The 21,973-nt window shown below is 66.6% G+C and carries 24 protein-coding genes, 6 tRNA genes and 1 riboswitch; of the genes, 23 read left to right on the forward strand and 7 right to left on the reverse strand.

Annotated features, from left to right (window positions below; translation table 11 throughout):
- Nucleotides 1–58 precede the first annotated feature (58 nt).
- Complete coding sequence (gene zapE, locus Q8Z05_RS16110; protein WP_305940594.1) at nucleotides 59–1,096, forward strand: cell division protein ZapE; 1,038 nt, start codon at nucleotides 59–61, stop codon at nucleotides 1,094–1,096.
- Nucleotides 1,097–1,175: 79 nt separating this feature from the next.
- On the opposite strand, the gene Q8Z05_RS16115 is transcribed toward zapE, so the two are convergent.
- From Q8Z05_RS16115 to Q8Z05_RS16140, 6 genes are all read right to left on the reverse strand, one after another.
- Nucleotides 1,176–1,445 (reverse strand): antitoxin, encoded by a 270-nt coding sequence (locus tag Q8Z05_RS16115; protein WP_305940595.1) that lies wholly within the window; start codon nucleotides 1,443–1,445, stop codon nucleotides 1,176–1,178.
- A gap of 172 nt (nucleotides 1,446–1,617) precedes the next feature.
- Nucleotides 1,618–1,692, reverse strand: a tRNA-Val gene (locus tag Q8Z05_RS16120).
- A gap of 43 nt (nucleotides 1,693–1,735) precedes the next feature.
- Nucleotides 1,736–1,808: transfer RNA gene (locus tag Q8Z05_RS16125), tRNA-Gly, on the reverse strand.
- Between the two features lie 57 nt (nucleotides 1,809–1,865).
- A tRNA-Val gene (locus Q8Z05_RS16130) sits at nucleotides 1,866–1,940 on the reverse strand.
- Between the two features lie 41 nt (nucleotides 1,941–1,981).
- Nucleotides 1,982–2,052: transfer RNA gene (locus Q8Z05_RS16135), tRNA-Cys, on the reverse strand.
- Between the two features lie 46 nt (nucleotides 2,053–2,098).
- Nucleotides 2,099–2,171: transfer RNA gene (locus Q8Z05_RS16140), tRNA-Gly, on the reverse strand.
- Between the two features lie 340 nt (nucleotides 2,172–2,511).
- Between Q8Z05_RS16140 and Q8Z05_RS16145 the strand changes: the two genes are divergently transcribed.
- The 14 genes from Q8Z05_RS16145 to hisF all read left to right on the forward strand — a co-directional run bounded on the left by Q8Z05_RS16145 (nucleotide 2,512) and on the right by hisF (nucleotide 13,746).
- Nucleotides 2,512–2,586, forward strand: a tRNA-Val gene (locus tag Q8Z05_RS16145).
- A 104-nt stretch (nucleotides 2,587–2,690) separates the two neighbouring features.
- Nucleotides 2,691–3,587, forward strand: a complete 897-nt coding sequence (locus Q8Z05_RS16150) for a PD-(D/E)XK nuclease family protein (RefSeq protein ID WP_305940596.1) — start codon at nucleotides 2,691–2,693, stop codon at nucleotides 3,585–3,587.
- A 68-nt stretch (nucleotides 3,588–3,655) separates the two neighbouring features.
- On the forward strand, nucleotides 3,656–4,243 hold the full coding sequence (gene def, locus Q8Z05_RS16155; protein ID WP_305940597.1) for a peptide deformylase: 588 nt from the start codon (nucleotides 3,656–3,658) through the stop codon (nucleotides 4,241–4,243).
- Complete coding sequence (gene fmt, locus Q8Z05_RS16160) at nucleotides 4,240–5,160, forward strand: methionyl-tRNA formyltransferase (RefSeq protein WP_305940598.1); 921 nt, start codon at nucleotides 4,240–4,242, stop codon at nucleotides 5,158–5,160. The genes def and fmt overlap by 4 nt, the downstream gene beginning before the upstream one ends.
- Nucleotides 5,157–6,767, forward strand: coding sequence for an RsmB/NOP family class I SAM-dependent RNA methyltransferase (locus Q8Z05_RS16165; RefSeq protein ID WP_305940599.1), 1,611 nt, complete (start codon nucleotides 5,157–5,159; stop codon nucleotides 6,765–6,767). The genes fmt and Q8Z05_RS16165 overlap by 4 nt, the downstream gene beginning before the upstream one ends.
- A gap of 29 nt (nucleotides 6,768–6,796) precedes the next feature.
- Nucleotides 6,797–7,489 (forward strand): ribulose-phosphate 3-epimerase, encoded by a 693-nt coding sequence (gene rpe, locus Q8Z05_RS16170; protein WP_305940600.1) that lies wholly within the window; start codon nucleotides 6,797–6,799, stop codon nucleotides 7,487–7,489.
- A gap of 60 nt (nucleotides 7,490–7,549) precedes the next feature.
- A riboswitch (FMN riboswitch) is annotated at nucleotides 7,550–7,702 on the forward strand.
- A 117-nt stretch (nucleotides 7,703–7,819) separates the two neighbouring features.
- Complete coding sequence (ribD, locus tag Q8Z05_RS16175) at nucleotides 7,820–9,016, forward strand: bifunctional diaminohydroxyphosphoribosylaminopyrimidine deaminase/5-amino-6-(5-phosphoribosylamino)uracil reductase RibD (RefSeq protein WP_305943598.1); 1,197 nt, start codon at nucleotides 7,820–7,822, stop codon at nucleotides 9,014–9,016.
- On the forward strand, nucleotides 9,016–9,684 hold the full coding sequence (locus tag Q8Z05_RS16180) for a riboflavin synthase (RefSeq protein WP_305940601.1): 669 nt from the start codon (nucleotides 9,016–9,018) through the stop codon (nucleotides 9,682–9,684). Before ribD ends, Q8Z05_RS16180 begins: the two co-directional genes overlap by 1 nt.
- Nucleotides 9,681–10,382 carry a 3,4-dihydroxy-2-butanone-4-phosphate synthase gene (ribB, locus tag Q8Z05_RS16185; protein WP_305940602.1) on the forward strand — a complete coding sequence of 234 codons (702 nt, stop codon included), beginning with the start codon at nucleotides 9,681–9,683 and terminating at the stop codon, nucleotides 10,380–10,382. The genes Q8Z05_RS16180 and ribB overlap by 4 nt, the downstream gene beginning before the upstream one ends.
- Nucleotides 10,379–11,092 carry a GTP cyclohydrolase II gene (gene ribA, locus Q8Z05_RS16190; protein ID WP_305940603.1) on the forward strand — a complete coding sequence of 238 codons (714 nt, stop codon included), beginning with the start codon at nucleotides 10,379–10,381 and terminating at the stop codon, nucleotides 11,090–11,092. The genes ribB and ribA overlap by 4 nt, the downstream gene beginning before the upstream one ends.
- Nucleotides 11,093–11,121: 29 nt before the next feature.
- Complete coding sequence (ribH, locus tag Q8Z05_RS16195) at nucleotides 11,122–11,607, forward strand: 6,7-dimethyl-8-ribityllumazine synthase (RefSeq protein ID WP_305940604.1); 486 nt, start codon at nucleotides 11,122–11,124, stop codon at nucleotides 11,605–11,607.
- A 103-nt stretch (nucleotides 11,608–11,710) separates the two neighbouring features.
- A complete protein-coding gene (locus Q8Z05_RS16200; RefSeq protein WP_028270786.1) occupies nucleotides 11,711–11,974 on the forward strand; it encodes a phosphoribosyl-ATP diphosphatase in 264 nt (87 codons plus the stop codon).
- A gap of 58 nt (nucleotides 11,975–12,032) precedes the next feature.
- The gene (gene hisG, locus Q8Z05_RS16205; RefSeq protein ID WP_305940605.1) at nucleotides 12,033–12,893 is read left to right on the forward strand and encodes an ATP phosphoribosyltransferase; all 861 of its coding nucleotides are present in this window, start codon (nucleotides 12,033–12,035) and stop codon (nucleotides 12,891–12,893) included.
- Between the two features lie 76 nt (nucleotides 12,894–12,969).
- On the forward strand, nucleotides 12,970–13,746 hold the full coding sequence (gene hisF, locus Q8Z05_RS16210) for an imidazole glycerol phosphate synthase subunit HisF (protein ID WP_305940606.1): 777 nt from the start codon (nucleotides 12,970–12,972) through the stop codon (nucleotides 13,744–13,746).
- Between the two features lie 31 nt (nucleotides 13,747–13,777).
- Here hisF and Q8Z05_RS16215 read toward each other — a convergent pair whose 3' ends face one another.
- Nucleotides 13,778–14,422: a TIGR03085 family metal-binding protein gene (locus Q8Z05_RS16215; RefSeq protein WP_305940607.1), complete on the reverse strand. Its 645-nt coding sequence runs from the start codon at nucleotides 14,420–14,422 to the stop codon at nucleotides 13,778–13,780.
- A 101-nt stretch (nucleotides 14,423–14,523) separates the two neighbouring features.
- Here Q8Z05_RS16215 and hisI point away from each other — a divergent pair, with 101 nt between their 5' ends.
- The 8 genes from hisI to lgt all read left to right on the forward strand — a co-directional run bounded on the left by hisI (nucleotide 14,524) and on the right by lgt (nucleotide 21,876).
- Entirely contained in the window at nucleotides 14,524–14,946 is a 423-nt protein-coding gene (hisI, locus tag Q8Z05_RS16220; protein WP_305940608.1) for a phosphoribosyl-AMP cyclohydrolase, read from the forward strand.
- A gap of 77 nt (nucleotides 14,947–15,023) precedes the next feature.
- Complete coding sequence (locus Q8Z05_RS16225) at nucleotides 15,024–16,619, forward strand: anthranilate synthase component I (RefSeq protein WP_305940609.1); 1,596 nt, start codon at nucleotides 15,024–15,026, stop codon at nucleotides 16,617–16,619.
- A gap of 8 nt (nucleotides 16,620–16,627) precedes the next feature.
- Nucleotides 16,628–17,272: a Trp biosynthesis-associated membrane protein gene (locus Q8Z05_RS16230; protein WP_305943599.1), complete on the forward strand. Its 645-nt coding sequence runs from the start codon at nucleotides 16,628–16,630 to the stop codon at nucleotides 17,270–17,272.
- 74 nt (nucleotides 17,273–17,346) lie between these two features.
- Nucleotides 17,347–17,634: an HGxxPAAW family protein gene (locus Q8Z05_RS16235; protein ID WP_305940610.1), complete on the forward strand. Its 288-nt coding sequence runs from the start codon at nucleotides 17,347–17,349 to the stop codon at nucleotides 17,632–17,634.
- A gap of 2 nt (nucleotides 17,635–17,636) precedes the next feature.
- Complete coding sequence (gene trpC / locus Q8Z05_RS16240) at nucleotides 17,637–18,455, forward strand: indole-3-glycerol phosphate synthase TrpC (RefSeq protein ID WP_305940611.1); 819 nt, start codon at nucleotides 17,637–17,639, stop codon at nucleotides 18,453–18,455.
- 84 nt (nucleotides 18,456–18,539) lie between these two features.
- Nucleotides 18,540–19,871, forward strand: a complete 1,332-nt coding sequence (gene trpB, locus Q8Z05_RS16245; RefSeq protein ID WP_305940612.1) for a tryptophan synthase subunit beta — start codon at nucleotides 18,540–18,542, stop codon at nucleotides 19,869–19,871.
- Nucleotides 19,868–20,686, forward strand: a complete 819-nt coding sequence (gene trpA / locus Q8Z05_RS16250) for a tryptophan synthase subunit alpha (protein ID WP_305940613.1) — start codon at nucleotides 19,868–19,870, stop codon at nucleotides 20,684–20,686. Before trpB ends, trpA begins: the two co-directional genes overlap by 4 nt.
- A gap of 2 nt (nucleotides 20,687–20,688) precedes the next feature.
- Nucleotides 20,689–21,876 carry a prolipoprotein diacylglyceryl transferase gene (gene lgt, locus Q8Z05_RS16255; protein WP_305940614.1) on the forward strand — a complete coding sequence of 396 codons (1,188 nt, stop codon included), beginning with the start codon at nucleotides 20,689–20,691 and terminating at the stop codon, nucleotides 21,874–21,876.
- Nucleotides 21,877–21,973: the final 97 nt, after the last annotated feature.

The raw sequence follows: 21,973 nt of genomic DNA on the forward strand, positions 1-21,973 counted from the left end.
CCGAAGCCGCATTGCCGGTATTCTTTCTGGGGACACGAGACCAGCAGAACGGACCACCTTGGTACAGATCGAACAGCTCTCCGCGCGGACACCGTCAGTATCCGTGGATGAACTCCTCAAGGGTTTCTATCCCTCCCCGCGGTTCGGCGAGGTGTCCTTTGGCAGCTACCGTCCCGACCCTTCACAGCCGAGCCAGGCGGGCGCGGTCACGGCGTTGGAATCGTTCGCGACCGGCGTCGGTGCCAACGGAAGCTCCGGACTGTTCAGGAAGCTGTTTGCGAAGAAGGACAATTCGCGTGCCGGCATCTATCTGGATGGCGGCTTCGGTGTGGGTAAGACGCACCTGCTGGCCTCGCTGTGGCACGCGGCCCCCGGGCCCAAGGCGTTCGGCACCTTCGTGGAGTACACCAACCTGGTAGGCGCCCTCTCCTTCCGCAAGACCGTTGAGGCGCTGAGCAACTACAAGCTCGTGTGCATCGACGAGTTCGAACTCGACGATCCGGGCGACACGGTGCTGATGTCCCGGCTGATGCGGGAACTGGCGGACGCCGGGGTCAAGCTGGCCGCCACCTCCAATACCCTCCCCGGTTCACTGGGAGACGGACGGTTCGCGGCGGTCGACTTCCAGCGGGAGATCCAGGTGCTGGCAGACCAGTTCGACGTGGTGAGGATCGACGGCGAGGACTTCCGCCACCGCGGACTCCCGGCAGCGCCGGCTCCGTTGAAGAACGACGAGCTGACGCACCACATGCAGGCGGAATTCCACGGCAAGACGGTGGCCCGGGACGATTTCAAGACCCTTATCAACCATCTCGCGGGCGTCCACCCCAGCCGGTACCGGCAACTCCTGGCCGGCATCGAAGGCGTGGTGTGGCGTGATGTTGAAACCATCACGGAGCAGGCAGTGGCCCTCCGGTTCGTCGTGCTGGCGGACCGGCTGTACGACAAGGACGTGCCCATCCTCGCCAGCGGCGTTCCGTTCGATCAGCTCTTCACCGAAGAAATGATGAACGGCGGTTACACCAAGAAGTACTACCGGGCGGTGTCCCGGCTGACGGCGCTGGCCCGCGAAGGGCAGAACCACGAACCGTCCTAGTTTTTGAGCGCCGCCCTTAAACGCCAAAGGTGCCGGCGCCGCCTCACGGCGGGACCGGCACCTCGCTGACGTTCCTGGGTTAGAGGCCCTGCTGCCGGGGTTCACCGGTTACAGGGGGCTCTCCGGCGACGGGAGGTTCTTCGACGACGGGTGCCGTTTTCGGCCTGTTGTCGACCTTATCCACGAGGCCGGCTGCGCCTTTCTGAACGGAATCGATCTTGTCGGCGTACTTTCCGCCGGTCTTTGTGTCGATGAAATCACCGGCTTTGCCGATGCCGTCCTTGATGGCCTGTTCATTGCCACCAACCAGTCGCTGAGCCTTGCCCTTTAGATCGTCAAGAATACCCACGGGCACCTCCCTTCTGTCGCGGAGCCAGATCGCTCCTCCGCCTTCGATCCTAGCCCGAGTCACTGGGCGTGCCAAGGGTACGCGCCGGGAGTTGTCTAGGGTCCTGGTGCCCTATTCAGGGTGGCTGTGCCGGAGCCGGGCAGCAAAAAAGCAGCTCCGGAGAGCTGCTTCGTGGTGGGCGATACTGGGATCGAACCAGTGACCTCTTCCGTGTCAGGGAAGCGCGCTACCGCTGCGCCAATCGCCCGGGCCCGGAGTAGCCGGGGGTGTTACGGGATTAAAGAAAAGAGAGCGGACGACGAGATTCGAACTCGCGACATCCACCTTGGCAAGGTGGTGCTCTACCAGCTGAGCTACGTCCGCACATGAAGCACGTACCGGCGGAACCGGACGTTCAACAACAAGCAAGTTTCCTTGCTCTGGTGGGCGATACTGGGATCGAACCAGTGACCTCTTCCGTGTCAGGGAAGCGCGCTACCGCTGCGCCAATCGCCCAAATGTTCTCCGGGATGAACCGGATACCAAGGTTTTCACCGAGGTGGGTACGGGATTCGAACCCGTGTATACGGCTTTGCAGGCCGCTGCCTCGCCTCTCGGCCAACCCACCGTGTAAGCCAGGTTCCTGGGAACCTTTGCCATGACAGTGTCCTGCGAGCGGACGACGAGATTCGAACTCGCGACATCCACCTTGGCAAGGTGGTGCTCTACCAGCTGAGCTACGTCCGCATTATTGTCAGCATTTCCATGCCGCATTCGGCATTTCCTCGCGTTCCAACGAGTAAGAACTCTATAGGAGGTTCTGGCAACTTACAAATCGGGGAGTCGTCACAGACGCCCGACGGCCCTGCTTCCTTGAAATCTAGGGGATTTTCCTAATTACAGGGTTGTAATTCAGGGGGTTCCGTTGCTGCGTTTGTGGTCCGTACCCCGCGGCAAGGCGCCCGATGGCAGCCTGCCGTCCCCGGGGGCCGGGGCCTTCAGGATCGACTGCTGCAGGCGAGCAATCCGGTGCCCGGTCGTCCGATTTCCAAATGGCGCCGGGGTGGGCTAGCATTCAATGGCATTGGGGCGATTGGCGCAGTGGTAGCGCGCTTCGTTCACACCGAAGAGGTCACTGGTTCGAACCCAGTATCGCCCACCAATGAATGGCCCGTTCCGCTGACCCAGCGGAACGGGCCATTTCGCTTTTCCGGCCTTTCCAGTGCGGGCCGCAATCCTGTCAGCCCTCCATGAAAGAGTGATTGCATGACTGATCCACTCCTTGCCCACGCCACGGAATACGGGCGGATGTATGCGCGCTCCACATCCGAGTCATTTTCCGTCCCGTCCATCACCACTGTCATCGGCCAGCAGCCGCACGGTCTGGATGGCTGGTTCGGCTACATGGGGGCGAACAGCCTGGCCAGCGATCCGCTGCTGCCCGGCATCCTGGGAAGCCCTGCCAAGGTCCGGCAGGCGGTCAGCCGGGCCGCCAAAGCCGCGGAGGCGTACCGCGACGACGCCGCCAAGCGCGGTGACCGTGTGCACAACTACTGCGAACAGGTTGCGCTCAGGGCGCTCGGCCGGCCTCATCAGATGAAGGAAATGCGGGAGGCGTTGGCAGCCAACGGCGAGGAAGCCTTCGCGGCGCGCTTCGATGAATGGTGGGAACTCTTCGGCGTGGAGCCCGTGGCTCCGGAAGTCACTGTCTGGAACAAGACCGTGGGCTACGCGGGAACCCTTGACCTTGTTGCCAAAATCAATGGCAGGACCTGCATCATCGACTACAAGACCAAGGGGACCACCCGGGACGGAACCGTCAAGCCGCTGGACGACAAAGTGGTGATGCAACTGGTGGCGGGCATGAAGGCCGAAGAAAGCCTCGTGGACCCCGTTGCCGGGGAATGGGAGCCCTGGCAGCACGGCGAATCACCCATCCTCCTGGCGGTTGCCATCGGGCAGACAGAGGTGCGGCCGATGCGGGCCAACCCGGATGTGCTCAAGCACCACTGGTGGAAGTTCTGCGCCCTCCGGCGGGTCTGGGAGATGTCAGCCGACACTGTCAGTGCCGGAACGGCGCTGCTCCCGGTGGCACCGCCGCCGGTGCCTGCATCGCCGGGCTCTGCACAGGCGCCCGAACTTCAGGCTGTGCCCGGCAGGTAGCCGGCCAACTAAACTGGACTGGATCCCACCGCCTATTCCCGTAGAGCTCACCGAAGGACAGATTGCACATGGCCATTTTGAATATCCGCATTATCGGCGACCCTGTGCTGCGCACGGTTGCCGAGCCCGTGACGGAATTCGGGCCGGAACTCGCGAAACTCGTTGCAGACATGACCGAGACCATGGAGGACGTGGACGGCGCAGGGCTGGCCGCGCCCCAGGTGGGCGTCAGCAAGAGGGTCTTCACGTACCGCATCGGCGGAGTGGAAGGCCACATCATTAACCCGGTGCTCGAAAACAGCGAGGACTTCCAGCCCGATGAGGTGGAGGGCTGCCTTTCCATCCCGGGCCTTGGCTTTCCCGTCCGCCGGCGCCGGGCCACCCGGGTCACCGGCGTCGACCTGCACGGAAACCCCGTCACCGTGGAGGGCGAGGGCATGCTGGCCCGCTGCTTCCAGCATGAAACAGACCACCTGGACGGCATCCTCTTCACCGACCGGCTCGAAGGCGAAGACCGCAAGTCCGCCCTGCGTTCCATCCGCAACGCCAACTACGACGCCATCACCGAACGGACGACGTCGAAGCGGGCTAAGACCGTGGGATCCAGTTTCGGCGGCGGCAGCTTCGGCGGCGGCAGCTTTGGCGCTGCCGAGTGAGGGTTCTCTTCGCCGGGACTCCCGCTGTCGCAGTGCCCTCCCTGGATGCATTGGTCCAGGCAGGCTTTGACGTCGTCGCCGTCCTGACCCGGCCGGACGCGCCGATCGGACGCAAACGCGTGCTCACGCCGTCGCCCGTTGCCGCGCGCGCCGCCGAACTGGGCATTGAGGTGATCCATGCCGCCAAGGTTGACGCGGAGGTCACGGAGAGGATCGCGGCCACGGCGCCTGATGCCGCGGCCATCGTGGCCTACGGAGGCCTCATCCCGCGCGCTGCGCTGGACATTCCCCGGCACGGCTGGATCAACCTGCACTTCTCCCTGCTCCCCGCCTGGCGTGGCGCCGCACCCGTGCAGCGCGCCGTCATGGCCGGCGACGACATCACCGGAGCTGTGACGTTCCTCCTCGAAGAAGGGCTGGATACCGGTCCTGTATTCGGCACCCTCACCGAGGCAGTCCGCCCGGACGACACCTCCGGAGAACTCCTGGAGCGGCTCTCGCACAGCGGCGCGGTGCTGCTCGCCCAGACATTGTCGGCGATCGAGGCGGGCCGCGCGGTAGCTGTTCCGCAGTCAGGCGACGTATCCCTGGCGCCCAAACTGGGCCTCCACGACGGTCGGATCAACTGGCACGAACCCGCCCTCGCCCTCGGGCGCAGGGCGCGCGGCGTGACGCCCGAACCCGGCGCGTGGACCACATTGGACGGACAACGGGTCAAACTCGAGCCTGTTGTGCTCCGGCCCGACGCCCCGGCACTGCGGCCGGGACACGTACTGCCCGACGGGAAAAGCGTTTTGGTAGGCACGGGATCGCACCCGGTGGAGCTGACGCGCATACAGCCCTCGGGCAAGAAGATGATGGCCGCCGCCGACTGGGCGCGCGGACAGGCAGCACTGGAAGGCGTGGTATTCGAATGAGCGAGTCCGGCACAGGCGGCAGCGGCCGCGGCAGGGGCCCCCAGCGGGGGAACGCAAGCGGCGGCGGAGCAGGAGCCGGCGGGCAGTCCAGCGGATTTTCCGGCCGTGGCCGCGGCCGGGACGGCAGCCAGCGGGATGCCCAGGGCCGGGAGCGCAACCGCGGACCCAAGCGGAACTTCAGCGAGAACGCCCCTTCCCAGCGCACGCGGCGTGCCGATCCGGCCCGCCTGGTGGCGTTTGAGGTGCTGCGGGCGGTCGCTTCGGAAGACGCCTACGCAAACCTGGTCTTGCCGGCCCGGATCCGCCACCACGGGCTGGACAAGCGGGACGCAGGGTTCGCCACCGAGCTGAGCTACGGGGCGCTGCGCGGCCAGGGGACCTATGACGCCGTTCTGGCCCGCTGTGTTGACCGGCCGCTGGACCAGCTGGACCCCGCCATCCTCGATGCCCTGCGGATCGGCGCCCACCAGCTCCTGGCCATGCGCGTTCCCGCCCACGCGGCACTGGACCAGACCGTGGGACTTGCCCGGGCCGTCATTGGCGCCGGGCCGTCCGCCCTGATCAATGCTGTCCTGCGCAAAGTCTCCGCCCACACCCTTGAGGAGTGGCTTGAGCTGCTCCTCAGCGACGAGCACGATGACACGCGGATCGCCTCCATCCGCTACGCCCACCCGGAATGGATTGTCCGCGCCCTCAGGCAGTCACTCGTGGCACACGGTCGGCCGGTCACCGAAATCAACGAACTCCTCGAAGCGGACAACGCCGCCCCGGTGGTCAACCTCGTGGCACTCCCCGGACTGGGGACCTTGGACGACGCCCTGGAAAGCGGCGCCACCGCCGGTGAGCTCGTGGAAGGCTCGGCGCTCTCCAGCGGAGGAGACCTGGGCCGCCTGGCGTCAGTCCGTGACGGCAGCACCCGGGTGCAGGATGTCGGCTCGCAGCTGGTGGCCCGGGCCATGGCTGCCGTGGAACTGAACCGCACGGAGGCGCAGTCCGCCGGCCAGGTCGGAGAGAAATGGCTGGACCTGTGCGCCGGACCGGGCGGCAAGGCTGCCCTGTTGGGCGCCCTTGCCCGGCAGCAGGGCGCCACCCTCCTGGCCAATGAACCCGCCCCGCACCGTGCCAAGCTGGTGCGGCAGGCTCTGTCCGCGGTCCCGCATGAGGTCTGGCATGTCCGGACCGGAGACGGCCGCGACGTAGGCGCTGAAATGGCGGGGACGTTCGACCGCGTGCTCGTCGACGTCCCCTGCAGCGGACTCGGTGCATTGCGGCGCAGGCCCGAATCCAGGTGGCGGCGCACGCCCAAGGACCTTGCGGACCTCGGCCCGCTCCAGCGTGAACTGCTGAAGTCGGCACTGGACGCTGTCCGGCCCGGCGGCGTGGTGGCCTACGTGACCTGTTCGCCGCACCCGGCCGAGACCACCGCCGTCGTCTCCGATGCGCTGCGCAAGCGCGACGACCTGGAACTGCTCGACGCCGGCGCCGCCCTCGATAAAGTCAGCCTGCCCGGACACCTTGACGCCGGGCACGAACTGACAGCCCAGCTGTGGCCCCACGTCCACCGGACGGACGCCATGTTCCTGGCGCTCATCCACAAGAAACCCTGATCGCTCCGCCTTACGTGAAAGGAGCCCACATGGCTCAGTGCTGCATCAACCCCAGCATCCTCTCCGCAGACTTCGTCAACCTGGAGGCGGAGCTGCGCAGAATCAGCAACGCCGATGCCGTCCACGTTGACGTCATGGACAACCACTTTGTGCCGAACCTGACCCTCGGCCTGCCCGTGGTCCAGCGCATCCAGGCCGTGAGCCCGGTGCCGCTGGACGCGCACCTCATGATCGCCGATGCAGACCGCTGGGCCCCCGCCTACGCCGACGCGGGCCTCGCCTCCGTGACGTTCCACGTTGAAGCCTCAATCGCCCCCATCAAACTGGCACGGGAGCTCCGCGCACGCGGGGCAAAAGCCGGAATGGCCCTGCGCCCGGGCACCCCGGTGGAGCCGTACCTGGACATGCTGTCCGAACTGGACCTCCTGCTGATCATGACCGTGGAACCCGGCTTCGGCGGCCAGTCGTTCCTCGACCTGACGCTCCCCAAGATCAGGCGCGCCCGGGCAGCGATCGACGGATCCGGCACCGGAGTGGCACTACAGGTGGACGGCGGCATCACCGACGAGACCATTGTCCGGGCGGCAGAAGCGGGAGCCAACGTTTTTGTGGCCGGCTCCGCCGTCTATGGCGCAGCGGACCCCGCGACGGCGATCGACCGCCTCCGGGCAGCCGGCTCCCGCCCGGTTTCGGCCGGAACAAGCTCTGTTTCGGAATCATGACGGCGTCTGGCGGGAATAGCAGGACCAAGCAGTCAGTTGTGACAGAATAACAACACACACTACGTGCTCCGGGGTCGGTGTAAGTCCGAACCGGCGGTGATAGTCCGCGACCCGCGAGCCGGCACAGATCCTCTCCAGGAACTGGTCCGGCGGACGGTTGAACCGGTGAAATTCCGGTACCGACAGTTAAAGTCTGGATGAGAGAAGCACGTACAGCTGTTACTGCACTGCCCCTTGGGCTGTGCGGTATTGCGCTGTCGTATACCCCCGGAGCCTACGCGGTTCTCGAGGGAAGGAACGACGAACGCTTTGACGCCGCCGACAACAGCCATGTTCAGTGCAGCCGAGATCGATGCCATGGAGGCAGCTCTCGCCGCTGCGCTCCTCGGCCCCCGCGGGGCAAACCCGCTGGTGGGCGCCGTCGTCGTCGGACCCGACGGCCGGCAACTGGTCACGGGTTACCACCGTGGGGCCGGAACGGCGCACGCAGAAGCTGACGCCATAGCCCAGGCCGGCATGAAGGGCATCGATCTGGCCGGATCCACCATGGTGGTCACCCTGGAGCCCTGTAACCATTGCGGACGAACCGGGCCCTGCGCCCAGGCCATCATCGACGCGGGCGTCACGTCAGTGGTGTACGCCGTGGACGATCCCCACGATCCCGCAGCCGGGGGAGCCGCAACGCTGCGGGCCGCAGGCGTCAGCGTGCGTTCCGGGTTGGCCGCGCGTGCAGCGTTCGAGCTGAACCGCCGCTGGTTTGAAGCCGTACTGGCCCAGCGTCCTTTCGTCACCCTCCACATCGCCCAGACCCTGGACAGCCGCATCGCCGCGGCGGACGGCACCAGCCAGTGGATTTCCAGCCCGGAATCCCTCGCTGACAATCACGGGCTCCGCAGCCGCGTGGACGCCATCCTGGTGGGCACGCAAACACTCCTGGTGGATAATCCGCGGCTTACCGCACGGGATGCGTCGGGCGAGACGGCAGGCAGCCAGCCGCTGAGGGCCGTGATGGGGCTGCGCGGAATCCCCGACGACGCCGCCATCCACGGCGACGACGGCCGAGTGCTACACCTGCCCACCAGGGATCCGCACGAGGCCTTGGCACAGCTCTTCTCAGCCGGTGTCCGCCACCTCATGGTGGAAGGAGGGTCGCGGATCCTGAGCGCTTTCCTCGCCGCGGGACTCGTGGACGAGCTCATCGTGTACCTGGCGCCCACCCTTCTCGGTTCCGGCACGGCAGCCCTCGGCGACCTCGGCATCACCACCCTGGCCGATGCACAGGCCTGGGAATGGGACCAGGCGTCCGGGGGAGCCGTGCAGACCCTCGGCCGGGACCTAAGGCTCCACCTCTTCCCGGGGCATGCCGAACCGGCGGCCACAACTGCCCGGCCGGCTGAATCGGCGGAACCGGCCCCGGCAGCCGCGACGGCGGCTGCGCCCCTCCCCGAATTTTTTTCACCCGTCACCAGCTCACCCGAATCCTTACCGCACCGCACCGGCGCGGGTACCGCCACAGGAGGCAACTGATGTTTACCGGAATTATTGCCGAACAGGGCAAGGTCCTGTCCGTGGAACGTGACGGCGACGTCAGCGCCACAGTGCGACTCCATGCACCCGGCAGTACAGAGGGGCTGGCCCTCGGCGGCTCTGTGGCCGTCAACGGCGTATGCCTGACCGCTACGGCCATTGACGGCAAGGAATTCAGCGTCGACGTCATGGGCGAGACGCTGGTACGCAGCACCATCGGCGAGCTCGAAGCGGGAGACACCGTGAACCTGGAACGCTGCGTTCCTGCCGGCGGGCGCCTGGACGGGCATGTTGTCCAGGGGCATGTGGACGGCGTCGGTGAACTCCTCGAGCGCGAAGCACTGGGCAACTGGGACCGCCTGCGCTTCGGGGTGCCACCGAGGCTCGCCCGCTATATCGCTGAAAAGGGCTCCATCGCCGTCGACGGCGTCTCCCTTACCGTCACTGCAGTCAGCGACGCCTCTGAAGCGGCCCCGTGGTTCGAAGTGGGCCTCATCCCCACCACGTTGGCCGAAACCGGCCTGGGTGCCAAGAACCCCGCCAGCCGCGTCAATCTCGAAGTTGATGTGCTGGCCAAGTACACCGAACGCCTGCTCGCGTTCGCCGGCGGCGCTGCCACCGGCGCGGGAACAGCCAACGTCGCAGCCGGAACGGGGGAATCCAAGTGAGCCATGTCAAGAATACGACCGCCTTTCGGGTGGCAGCAGACCGGGTCCTGGACCCGATCGAAGACGCCGTCCGGGCCATGGCTGCCGGCCGTCCGGTCCTCGTAGTGGACAACGAGGACCGTGAAAACGAAGGCGACATCATCTTTGCCGCCCAGCACGCCACCCCGGAGCTGATGGGCTGGACCGTCCGCTACAGTTCCGGCGTGATTTGCGTTCCGCTCGACGGAGCCCGGGCGGATGCCCTGCTGTTGCCGCCGATGGTAGCCGTCAACGAAGATGCCAAGGGCACCGCCTACACGGTTTCCTGCGATGCTGCGGTGGGCGTAAGCACCGGGATTTCCGCGACGGACCGGGCCCTCACCGCCCGGGTGCTGGCTGACCCCGCGAGCCGCCCGGAATCGATCACCCGTCCCGGGCATGTTTTTCCGCTGCGGGCCGTTAACGGTGGAGTACGTGAGCGCCCGGGCCACACCGAAGCGGCCGTGGACCTGTGCCGGCTTGCCGGCCTGGAACCCGTGGGCGTGATCGCCGAAGTGGTGTACGACAACGGAGAGATGATGCGCCTGGACGGACTTCGCGGTTTCGCTGCTGAACATGGATGCCCGCTGATCTCGATCGAGGATCTGGTGTCATATTTGGACGCAGCCGGGCCAGCTGGACAGGCGCCGGTCCCGGCGGGGAATGAGGAGATGCGATGACGGCTTCAGAGGCACAAAAAGACATGAAGGCAGGACGCCGGCCGCATCCGGTGAGCGGGGGACCCGTCGTCCAGCTGCCCAGCGAATTCGGGACCTTCGTGGCCCAGGCCTGGACCGATCTGGTGACCGGTGCCGAGCACCTCGCGGTCAGCTCACCGATCCCGCCGGTGGACGGCACAGCTCCCTTGGTGCGGCTGCACTCGGAGTGCCTGACAGGCGACGTTTTCGGTTCATACCGCTGCGATTGCGGCGAACAACTGGCCTACGCCCTGGAAAAAATCAGCGAGGAAGGCGGCACGCTGCTGTACCTGCGCGGTCAGGAAGGCCGCGGTATTGGCCTGGCCAACAAGATCAAGGCCTACGCCCTGCAGGAAGCCGGCTTCGACACCGTCGAAGCCAACGAGCAGCTCGGCCTTCCAGTGGATGCCCGCTGCTACAACGCCGCCGCGCAGATCCTGGCCGAGCTCGGACTGCACGAAGTGCGCCTGCTGAGCAACAACCCGGACAAGCAGAACCGGCTGGCGGAAGCCGGCGTCACGGTCGTTGAAATGGTTCCCACCGAAGTTCCCTCGCGGGAACAGAACATCCGCTACCTGCAGACCAAGAAGGACCGGATGGACCACCGGCTCACCCTGGACCTCCAGGGCGGGGAACCGGTGACGGCTGTGCCGGCCGCCGGCCAGGGCCCCTTCCAGCACGAACAAGACTGACCCCAACAGGAACGAACCAGGAGACTTAGATGAGTGGACACGGCGCACCGGAGATTGACCTCACAACCCTCAACCCGGCGGAGACGTCGCAGCTGAAGCTGGCCATTGTGGCCGCGAGCTGGCACACCCAGATCATGGACGGGCTCCTGGACGGAGCCCTCCGCGCCGCGAAGGACGCCGGCATCAGCGAACCGACCGTGCTCCGGGTACCGGGAAGCTTTGAACTCCCCGTGGCGGCCGCCCGGCTGGCCAAGCACTTCGACGCCGTGGTGGCACTCGGCGTCGTGATCCGCGGCGGAACCCCGCACTTCGAGTACGTCTGCGAGGCGGCCACGATGGGACTGACCGACGTCAGCGTCAACACCGGCGTTCCCGTTGGCTTCGGCGTGCTCACCTGCGACACCGAGCAGCAGGGCCTGGACCGTGCGGGCCTGCCGGGGTCCAAGGAAGACAAGGGCCACGAGGCAGTCACCGCTGCACTGGCCACCGCCGTGACGCTGAAGCAGTACGTCTAGCCGCACCGCCACCTGCTCCGGACCTGTGCAATACCTCACATCGGCGCCGTCATGGAACGGCCCGACAGGCGGGGTCAGGCCCGGAGCAAGTAGGCTGGAGGGCGTGAAGAATTTCGAGACGCTGTTCGCAGAACTGAGTGAGAAGGCAGCCACCCGTCCGGCAGGCTCCCGCACCGTCGCAGAATTGGAGTCCGGAGTCCACGGCATCGGCAAGAAGGTCGTGGAGGAAGCCGCCGAAGTGTGGATGGCTGCCGAATACGAATCCGATGAAGCCGCAGCCGAGGAAATCTCCCAGCTCCTGTACCACCTGCAGGTTCTGATGCTCGCCAAAGGCCTCACCTTGGAAGACGTCTACAAGCATCTGTAGCCATGCTGAGCGTGGCTGATTGCCTGTAACCAAGACTTCCTAACCCAGAAAGACCCTCATGCTGCGAGTTGCCGTCCCCAATAAGGGATCCCTGTCCGAAGCGGCTTCGGCCATGCTGTCCGAAGCCGGCTACCGCCAGCGCCGCGACACCCGCGAACTGGTCATGGTGGACCCGGACAACGACATTGAATTCTTCTTCCTCCGCCCGCGCGACATCGCCGTGTACGTGGGCCGCGGAACGCTCGACGTCGGCATCACCGGCCGCGACCTGCTCCTCGACGCCGAAGTGGAGGCCGAGGAACTGCTGCCGCTGGGCTTTGCTGCCTCGACGTTCCGGTTCGCCGGACCGGTGGGCGACTTCACCAAGGTGGAAGAGCTCGACGGCAAGCGACTCGCCACCAGCTACGACGGGCTACTGCGCGGCTACTTGGCCGAACGCGGCATTAACGCCAAGGTGGTCCGCCTGGACGGCGCCGTCGAATCATCGGTGCGGCTCGGCGTCGCGGACGCGATTGCCGACGTCGTCGAAACCGGCAACACGCTCAAGGCAGCCGGGATGGAAATCTTCGGCGAACCGATCCTGAAGTCGGAAGCGGTGCTGATCCGCCGCGTTGGCCAGGAAGGCGCCGCGAACGGCACGGCCAAGGAAATCGAAGTCCTGATCCGCCGCCTGCAGGGCGTGCTGGTTGCCCGGCAATACGTCCTGATGGACTATGACATCCGCAAGGAACTGGTGGAGCAGGCAGCTGCACTGACACCCGGCCTGGAATCACCCACCGTCTCGCCGCTGCGCGACTCCGAGTGGGTTGCCGTCCGGTCCATGGTGCCCAAGAGGGAAACCAACCGGATCATGGACGAACTGTACGACCTGGGCGCCCGCGCCATCCTGGTCAGCAGCATCCACGCCTGCCGGATCTGACGCGGGCCCGTCGTCGAGCGGGCCGTCTCCGGCGGGCCCCACCGAATCTCCCACCAGCGAATCCTCAGGAGAAATCATGGCTGTAGCAGTGCGCGTCATCCCGTGCCTGGACGTTGACGCCGGCCGCGTGGTCAAGGGCATCAACTTTGAAGGCCTCCGGGACGCCGGCGACCCCGTGGAACTGGCGCACCGCTACGACAACGGCGGGGCGGACGAACTGACCTTCCTGGACGTGACAGCCTCCTCGGGCAACCGCGAGACCACCTTTGACGTGGTCCGCCGCACCGCCGAGGAAGTCTTCATCCCGCTCACCGTGGGCGGCGGCGTCCGCGGCGTGGCCGAGGTGGACAAGCTGCTGCGTTTCGGAGCGGACAAGGCCTCCATCAACACCGCTGCCGTGGCCCGGCCCGACGTCATCGATGAAATAACGCGGCACTTCGGTTCCCAGGTCCTGGTGCTGTCCGTGGATGCCCGGCGCACCCGGCCCGGTTCCGAGCCCACGGCATCAGGTTTTGAAGTGACCACGCACGGCGGCCGGCAGGGGACCGGGATTGACGCCATCGAGTGGGCACGTGAAGCCGCGGACCGCGGCGTTGGCGAGATCCTGCTCAACTCCATTGATGCCGACGGAACCAAGGACGGCTTCGACATCGAATTGATCCGCCTGGTTCGCGCCGCCGTCAAGGTGCCGATCATCGCCTCCGGCGGGGCCGGCAAGCCCGAACACTTCCCGCCCGCCGTCGCAGCCGGGGCGGATGCCGTCCTGGCGGCGTCGATCTTCCACTTCGGTCCGCTGGACATGATTTCGCAGGTCAAGACGGCCATCCGCGAGGCGGGCTTCGAAGTCCGCTAGGCGGACTTTCCGGCCTGCCGGAGGCGGGCTGCTAGAGGCCGACTTCGGCTGACTGGAGAAGCGCGACGGCGTCCGGCTGGCCTTCGAAGGTCACCAGCGCATGGCGGGTGCGCCCGTGGGCGTGCATCAGCAGTTCACCGGGTTCGCCAACGATGGCCACCGAAACGGGCGCCCGTTTGGCCACATGGCGGGGACCGGAGGGGCGCACCAGCACGATTCCCAGGTCCACTCCCCGGTACAGGATGGCCGCGCGCTTGATGAGTTCGTCCCACAGTGCGTCGGAGTATTCCTCGTCCAGGGCCCGCGGAGCCCACCGGTCCACGGCGCGGCGGACGTCCTCGGTGTGCACGAAGTACTCGATGAGGTTGGAGCTCTCGGCCAGGGCCTTGATCCTCAGCGGCGACAGTGCCGGAGGACCGCCGCGGAAGATGTTCACCAGCCGGGTGTAGTCCTCGGGGGTCTTGAGTTTGGCCGCCAGCTTTGCGGTGGCCTCGTCAGAGGCCTTCGCCAGGCTCTTGACGATCAGGCCAAGCCCCACCCCGGCCTTGCGCTCGCGCAGGTAAAGGTGCGCGGCGAGGTCACGCGTGTGCCAGCCCCTGCAGAGCGTGGGGGAGTCAGGACCGGCCGCCAGCAGGGTCTCGGCCAGGACTTCTCGGGACGGATCGACGAAATGCATCACTTGTGAAACTAGCACGAGAGGCCGCGAGTTGCGCAGTGGAAGCGCTGCCAATTTGACCCCTGATCGTCACACTGCGGCGAGGCACTAGACTTGGTCTGATGTCTGAGCAGCCCGCCCCCGCCCCTGCCCCTGTGCAACCAGTACCCTCCGTCCTGCCTGCCGACGTGGCGGACGCCCTCAAGCGCGACGGCGCCGGCCTCGTGGCCGCCATCGTCCAGCAGTTCGACACCAACGAGGTGCTGATGCTCGGCTGGATGGACGACGAGGCGCTGCGGCGCACCATGACCACCGGGAGGGTGACGTTCTACTCCCGTTCCCGCCAGGAGTACTGGCGCAAGGGCGATACCTCCGGCCATGTGCAGTGGGTGAAGTCCGTTGCACTGGATTGCGACGGCGACGCCCTCCTGGTCCGCGTTGACCAGGTCGGCGCGGCCTGCCACACGGGCACGCGGACCTGCTTCGACGGCCGCGGGCTGTCGGTGGTCCCCGGCAACGCCGGCGCCAGCGAAAACGCCGGCTAACGCCAGGCCGGGCGCAGCGCAGGACACCCATCCACACGTTTCAGGCATTACACAAGAACAGGCGGAGAACCATAGCCATGCAGGACCTTGGAATCATCAGCCCGGGCCTCGAAGAATTCCGGGAACTCGCCAGCCACAGCCGTGTCATCCCCGTCCGGTTGAAGGTACTGGCCGACGCGGAGACGCCCATCGGGCTCTACCGGAAGCTGGCGAACGGCCAGCCCGGCACCTTCCTGATGGAATCCGCGGCCGTGGGCGGTTCATGGTCCCGCTATTCGTTCATCGGCGCCAAATCCCGCGCCACGCTGACCACCAAGGACGGCCAGGCGCACTGGCTGGGCGAACCCCCTGCGGGCGTGCCCGTGGACGGGAACCCGGTGGATGCCATCAGGGACACCGTGGAGGCGCTGCGCACCGACCGCTTCGACGGCCTGCCGCCCTTCACCTCGGGCCTGGTCGGCTTCCTCGGCTGGGAGACCGTGCGGCACTGGGAGAAACTCACCAGCCCGCCCGAAGACGACCTGGAACTGCCGGAACTGGCCCTCAACCTGGTCACCGACATGGCTGTGCACGACAACATGGACGGCACCGTCCTGCTGATCGCCAACGCCATCAACTTCGACAACAGCTCCGAGCGCGTGGACGAGGCCTGGCACGACGCCGTCGCCAGGGTCAAGGCACTGCTTGCCAAGGTCAGCACGCCGGTTGAGCAGCCGATTTCCGTGCTGGAGCCCGCCGCCCTGGACTTCGCTTCCAGTGTCCAGGAACGCTGGAACGAACCCGACTACCTTGCTGCCCTGGATCGCGGCAAGGAAGCGATCGTGGACGGTGAAGTGTTCCAGGTGGTGATTTCCCGCCGTTTCGAAATGGAGTGCGGCGCGGATCCGCTCGACGTGTACCGGGTGCTGCGCAACACCAATCCCAGCCCGTACATGTACATCTTCAGCCTTGAAGACGCCGCCGGCCGGCAGTACTCCATCGTGGGCTCGTCCCCGGAAGCCCTCGTGACGGTCACCGGCGAGGAAGTCATCACCCACCCCATCGCAGGCTCCCGCCCCAGGGGCAAGACCGTGGAAGCGGACAAGGCGTTCGCGGAGGAGCTGCTGGCCGACCAGAAGGAACGCGCCGAACACCTCATGCTCGTGGACCTGTCCCGCAACGACCTCTCCAAAGTGTGCGTTGCCGGCACGGTGGACGTCACGCAGTTCATGGAGGTGGAGCGCTTCAGCCACATCATGCACCTGGTTTCCACGGTGGTGGGCAGGCTTGCTCCCACCGCCAAGGCCTACGACGTCCTGAAGGCAACCTTTCCGGCAGGAACGCTCTCCGGAGCCCCCAAGCCGCGCGCGCTCCGGCTCCTGGATGAGCTGGAACCGCACCGCCGCGGCATCTATGGCGGGGTGGTGGGCTACCTGGACTTCGCCGGAGACATGGACATGGCCATCGCCATCCGTTCCGCCCTGCTCCGGGAGGGACGAGCCTACGTCCAGGCCGGCGGCGGCATCGTGGCCGATTCCGTCAACCCGACCGAAGCCCTCGAAACGGTCAACAAGGCGGCCGCGCCGCTGCGCGCCGTCCACACGGCCGGATCCCTGCACAACATTACCGCCGACTCCCTGACGGAGCCCGGAGATGCCGCGGGCAGCTCACGCAGCAAGAGCCCGGGCAGTTGATGGGTGTCATGGAAGACGGCGTCACCGAGGACAAAACGGGCACGCAGGCGGCCAGCCGGACGGGTGCTCCGGTGTGGGCGCGGAAGTCGACGCTGGTCCTGGTCATTGCGGCGATGGCCCTGGCGGTCTTCGGCACCACCACCCAGACATGGCTGACCGTGCATCTGGATCCGGCCCAGCTGGGCCAGGCAGTCAACAGCCAGGACGGCCTGCCGGTGCAGGGGAGCAAGGCGGCGACCACCGTCACCGCGCTGGCACTCGTCGCGTTGGCAGGCGGCCTGGCCGCCTCGATCGCGGGGCGGATCGCGCGCTGGATCATTACGGCGATCATTGTCCTGGCGTCCGTTGGCATCGTGACCGCCGCGGTGACGGTGATGACGGATCCGCTGGCCGCCGCCCAGGGGTCCATCGCGGCCGCCACCGGCATCACCGGAAGCAGCGTCCAGGTGAGCGTTTCCGCCTTCCCGGCACTCGCCGTCGTCGCCGGTGTCCTGCTGGGACTCGGAGCCTTGCTGATCATTCCGGCCGGACGCCACTGGAAGACGCGCACTAAATATGACGCCGCGACGGCTGGCACGGCCGGCGCCCCGGAGGGCCCCGCGGATGAGATCGACAGCTGGGACAGGCTGTCCCGGGGCGACGACCCCACCTAGGCCGGCCCGCCGATGTCCAAGGCACCGCCAAAAAATGGCAGAATGTAACCAGTATTCATCCTGAGGAGATTTCCATGAGCAAAGCCACTGTTTCCGCATCCAAATCCGCTGCTGCCCGGAACGTCAACACCGGCGTCGACCACAGTGCAGACCTCGGCCACGGCAACAGCCCGGCAGCGTGGACGTGCGTGATCGTCATGCTGGTGGGCGCCCTCATTGCGTCCATCGCCTTTGTCATCGCCAGCACCCCCATCTTCATTGCCGGCGCCGCAGTCATGGTGATCGGCCTGCTGCTCGGCTGGATCATGCGCAAGGCCGGCTACGGCGTGGACGGCAGCAAGCTGAAGAACTCCGGCCACTAGCAGTGACTGTTCTCGATGACATCAATGCCGGTGCACGGGAGGACATGGAGGCCCGCCGGCGCCTGGTGTCCCTCGCCGAACTGAAGGACCGCGCCGCAGCGGCCGCGCCCGCGCGCGATGCCTGGGCTGCCCTCGGCGGGAACGCCTCGCCGCGGAACCAGCTGAAGGTCATTGCCGAAATCAAGCGGCGCAGCCCCTCCAAGGGCGATCTGGCGAGCATCGCGGATCCTGCCGAGCTGGCAGTCCAGTACGCCGACGGCGGCGCTTCCGTCATCAGCGTCCTCACCGAACAACGCCGGTTCAGCGGGTCCCTCGCCGACCTGGACGCCGTCCGGAAAGCCGTTGATGTGCCGCTGCTCCGCAAGGACTTCACGGTGGACGAGTACCAGATCTGGGAAGCGCGTGCGCACGGCGCGGACCTGGTGCTTCTGATCGTCGCGTCGCTGAGCGACTCTGAGCTGCGCGACTTCAGCCAGCTCACCCGTGAACTGGGCATGAACGCGCTGGTGGAGACGCACACGGCGGAGGAGATCGAACGCGCCGTCGCGGCTGACGCCCGGATCATCGGCGTCAATGTCCGCAACCTCAAGACGCTCGACGTCGACCGTTCCGTGTTTGCCTCCCTCGCCGGCGGCATCCCTCCGGAAGCGGTCATTGTTGCCGAATCCGGAGTCCGCGGCGCGGACGACGTCCGGCACTACGCCGCGAACGGCGCCAACGCCGTGCTGGTGGGCGAAGCGCTGGTGAGCGATGCAACCCCGCGAGAGCGGATTGCCGAATTTACCGCTGCCGGGGCAGAAGCCATCGCAGCACGGGTCTGACGACCGGGGCGCCCGGCGGCAGACCGCTGACGCCGGGCGCCATCCGAATTTTCTTATGAACAGTGGAACAGGATGGTGAGACCGATGGTCGACGCGCCAACAACCGGCTCTGATGAGGGCACCGCGGACGCATTTCTGCAAGGAGACCGGTCCCTGCGCCACGCGCCGGGCCCGTACTTCGGCTCCTACGGCGGGCGCTGGATGCCCGAATCCCTTATCGCGGCCCTGGACGAGCTGGAAGACACCTTCGAGAAGGCCAAGGCCGACCCGGAGTTCGTCGCCCAGATCAAGGACCTGAACAAGAACTACTCCGGCCGCCCGTCCCTGCTCACCGAGGCCAAGCGCTTCGCCGGGCACGCCGGCGGCGTCCGCGTCTTCCTCAAGCGCGAGGACCTGAACCACACCGGTTCGCACAAGATCAACAACGTCCTGGGCCAGGCCCTGCTCGCCAAGCGCATGGGCAAGACCCGCGTGATTGCCGAGACCGGAGCCGGCCAGCACGGCGTGGCCAGCGCAACTGCGGCCGCCCTGCTGGGCCTTGAGTGCGTGGTGTACATGGGCGCCGAGGACTGCCGCCGCCAGGCACTGAACGTGGCCCGCATGGAGCTCCTGGGTGCCACAGTCATCCCGGTGACCAGCGGATCCCAGACCCTCAAGGATGCCATCAACGAGGCACTCCGTGACTGGGTTGCCAACGTCGACCACACCCATTACCTGCTCGGCACGGCCGCCGGAGCCCACCCGTTCCCGGCGATGGTGCGGTATTTCCACGAGGTGATCGGCGAGGAAGCCCGCGCCCAGATCCTGGAACAGGCCGGCCGGCTCCCTGACGCGGTCTGCGCCTGCATCGGCGGCGGCTCCAACGCGATCGGCATCTTCCACGGATTCCTGGACGACCCCTCGGTCAGGATCTTCGGCTTCGAGGCCGGCGGCGACGGCGTGGATACCGGACGCCACGCCGCCACCATCACGCTGGGCAAGCCCGGCGTGCTGCACGGCGCGCGTTCCTACCTGATGCAGGACGACGACGGCCAGACCATCGAGTCGCACTCCATCTCCGCAGGCCTGGACTACCCCGGCGTCGGCCCCGAACACGCCTACCTGGCGGACATCGGCCGCGTCAGCTACGAACCCATTACCGACGCCGAAGCCATGGACGCCTTCCGGCTCCTGTGCCGGACCGAAGGCATCATCCCCGCCATTGAATCCGCCCACGCCCTGGCCGGCGCCATCAAGGTGGGCCAGCGCCTCGCGGCCGAAGCGGAGGCTGAAGGGCAGCCCGCGGACAGCAAGATCGTCGTCGTCAACCTCTCCGGCCGCGGCGACAAGGACGTGGCCACGGCCGCTGAATGGTTCGACCTGTTGGACAAGGATTCCGTTGAGGCCGAAATCGGCAAAGAGGGGGAACAGCTGTGACCGGCGTTCAGGACATCACCAGCACCAGCAAATCGGCAGCCGCCATCGACAAGGCGCGCGCTGAAGGGCGGGCGGCCCTCATCGGCTACCTGCCGGCCGGCTACCCCGACGTGGAACAGACCATTGCGGCAGGCATCGCGCTGGCCGAAAACGGCGCCGACCTGATCGAAATCGGAATCCCTTACTCCGACCCGGTCATGGACGGCCAGGTCATCCAGGCTGCCACCACCGAGGCGCTGGCCAACGGGTTCCACGTCCGGCAGGTCTTCGACGTGGTCCGCGGCATCACCAGCAAGACCGACGCCGCCGTTTTGGTGATGACTTACTGGAACCCGGTGGTCCGGATGGGCGTGGACGAATTCTCGCGCCAGCTGGCCGAAGCCGGGGGAGCCGGGCTCATCACCCCGGACCTGATTCCCGACGAAGCCTCCGAGTGGATGGCTGCCTCGGACAAGTACGGACTGGACCGGGTTTTCCTTGTGGCCCCGTCGTCCTCGCCGGAACGCATGAAGCGCACGGTTGATGCCAGCCGCGGCTTCGTCTATGCCGTGTCCATCATGGGCGTCACCGGGGCCCGAACATCCGTCAGCAGTGCCGCCGAAGGCGTCGTCGCCGCAGCGCACGCGGCCGGGGCGGAACGCGTGTGCGTCGGCCTCGGAGTGTCCAATGCCGGCCAGGTCCGCGAGATCGCGGCCTACGCTGACGGCGTGATCGTGGGCACGGCGCTCGTCGCCGCCATCCGCGACGGCGGCGTGGACGCTGTCGCCGCCCTGACCAAAGACCTCAGCACCGGCCTGTCCAGGGAAGAAGCCTAAAAATGCAGACTGTCCTCCACGTGGCGGCCATGGTCCCCGCCAGCATTCCGAGCCCGGACTGGTCCGGGTTCGATATCCCGCTGCCGTGGGGGTCGCTGCGCATCCACGCGTACGCGCTGTGCATCCTCGCCGGAATCGTGGTTGGCCTGTGGCTGACCTCGGTCCGCTGGAACAAGCGCGGCACACCGGAGGGCAGCCTGTGGGACATCGCCATCTGGGCCATCCCGTTCGGCATCATCGGCGGCCGGCTTTACCACGTGTTCTCTTCCCCGGATGCGTACTTCGGCCCCGGCTTCGACGGCACGGGTGACCTTTCCCTAATTCCGCAGATCCAGCGCGGCGGACTGGGCATCTGGGGCGCCGTGCTGCTCGGTGCTGTCGGCGCCTGGATCGGCTGCCGCCGGGCGGGGGTCAAGCTGACCGCGTTCCTGGACGCCGCCGCACCAGGTCTGCTGCTGGCCCAGGCTGTCGGCCGCTGGGGCAACTACTTCAACCAGGAACTCTTCGGCGGGCCCACCACACTTCCCTGGGGCCTGCAGATCGACGCCGACAACGCGAACTTCCCGGCCGGAATGCCGGCTGACACCCTCTTCCACCCGACGTTCCTCTATGAATCCCTCTGGAACATCGTCGGCGTCGTGATCCTGCTTGCACTCGACCGGAAGTTCAACTTCCGGCGCGGACGGCTGTTCTGGCTGTACGCCATGTACTACACGCTCGGCCGCGTCTGGATCGAGGCCATGCGCATCGACGATGCCGAACAGATCAACCTGTTCGGCATCACCACCCGCCTCAACGTCTGGACCAGCATCTTCGTCTTCCTGGCGGCCCTGATCGTGTTCATCGTGCTGGGTCTTCGCAAGCGCGATGAGCCGGACACCCCGTACCTTGCCGGTCACGTTCCGTCCGATAAGGACGGCGACGCCGAGGACCACAAGGCGGAAGATGCCGAACTGGCAGCCGTTCCGGCGGACGGCAAAAGCATCCGGCATTCGGACAAGAGTGTCTCAGATAGTGGGTCCCGTGGTAATCTCCCTGATAACCAAAGCGGTCCGGGGCACACTTCCGCCCCAACTGAAGCGGTGAGGGAATCAACTGCCGGCACCACGCCCGCCAAGGGCGGGCCGGCAGCTGAAAACCCCCTTCACCAGGACTCCGGATCCGCGCCGGACACTGACCGCACCAAGTAGTCAGGGCCGGCAAACCGGGCAGCAGGGCTACCGCCCGCAGCGCCCGTTCCCACAGCGTCGTGGCACCAGGGCCCCCTCCCGTCAGCACAGAGCTGCC

Origin of the sequence: Arthrobacter oryzae (assembly GCF_030718995.1) — a bacterium.
Taxonomy (GTDB): Bacteria; Actinomycetota; Actinomycetes; order Actinomycetales; family Micrococcaceae; genus Arthrobacter; species Arthrobacter oryzae_C.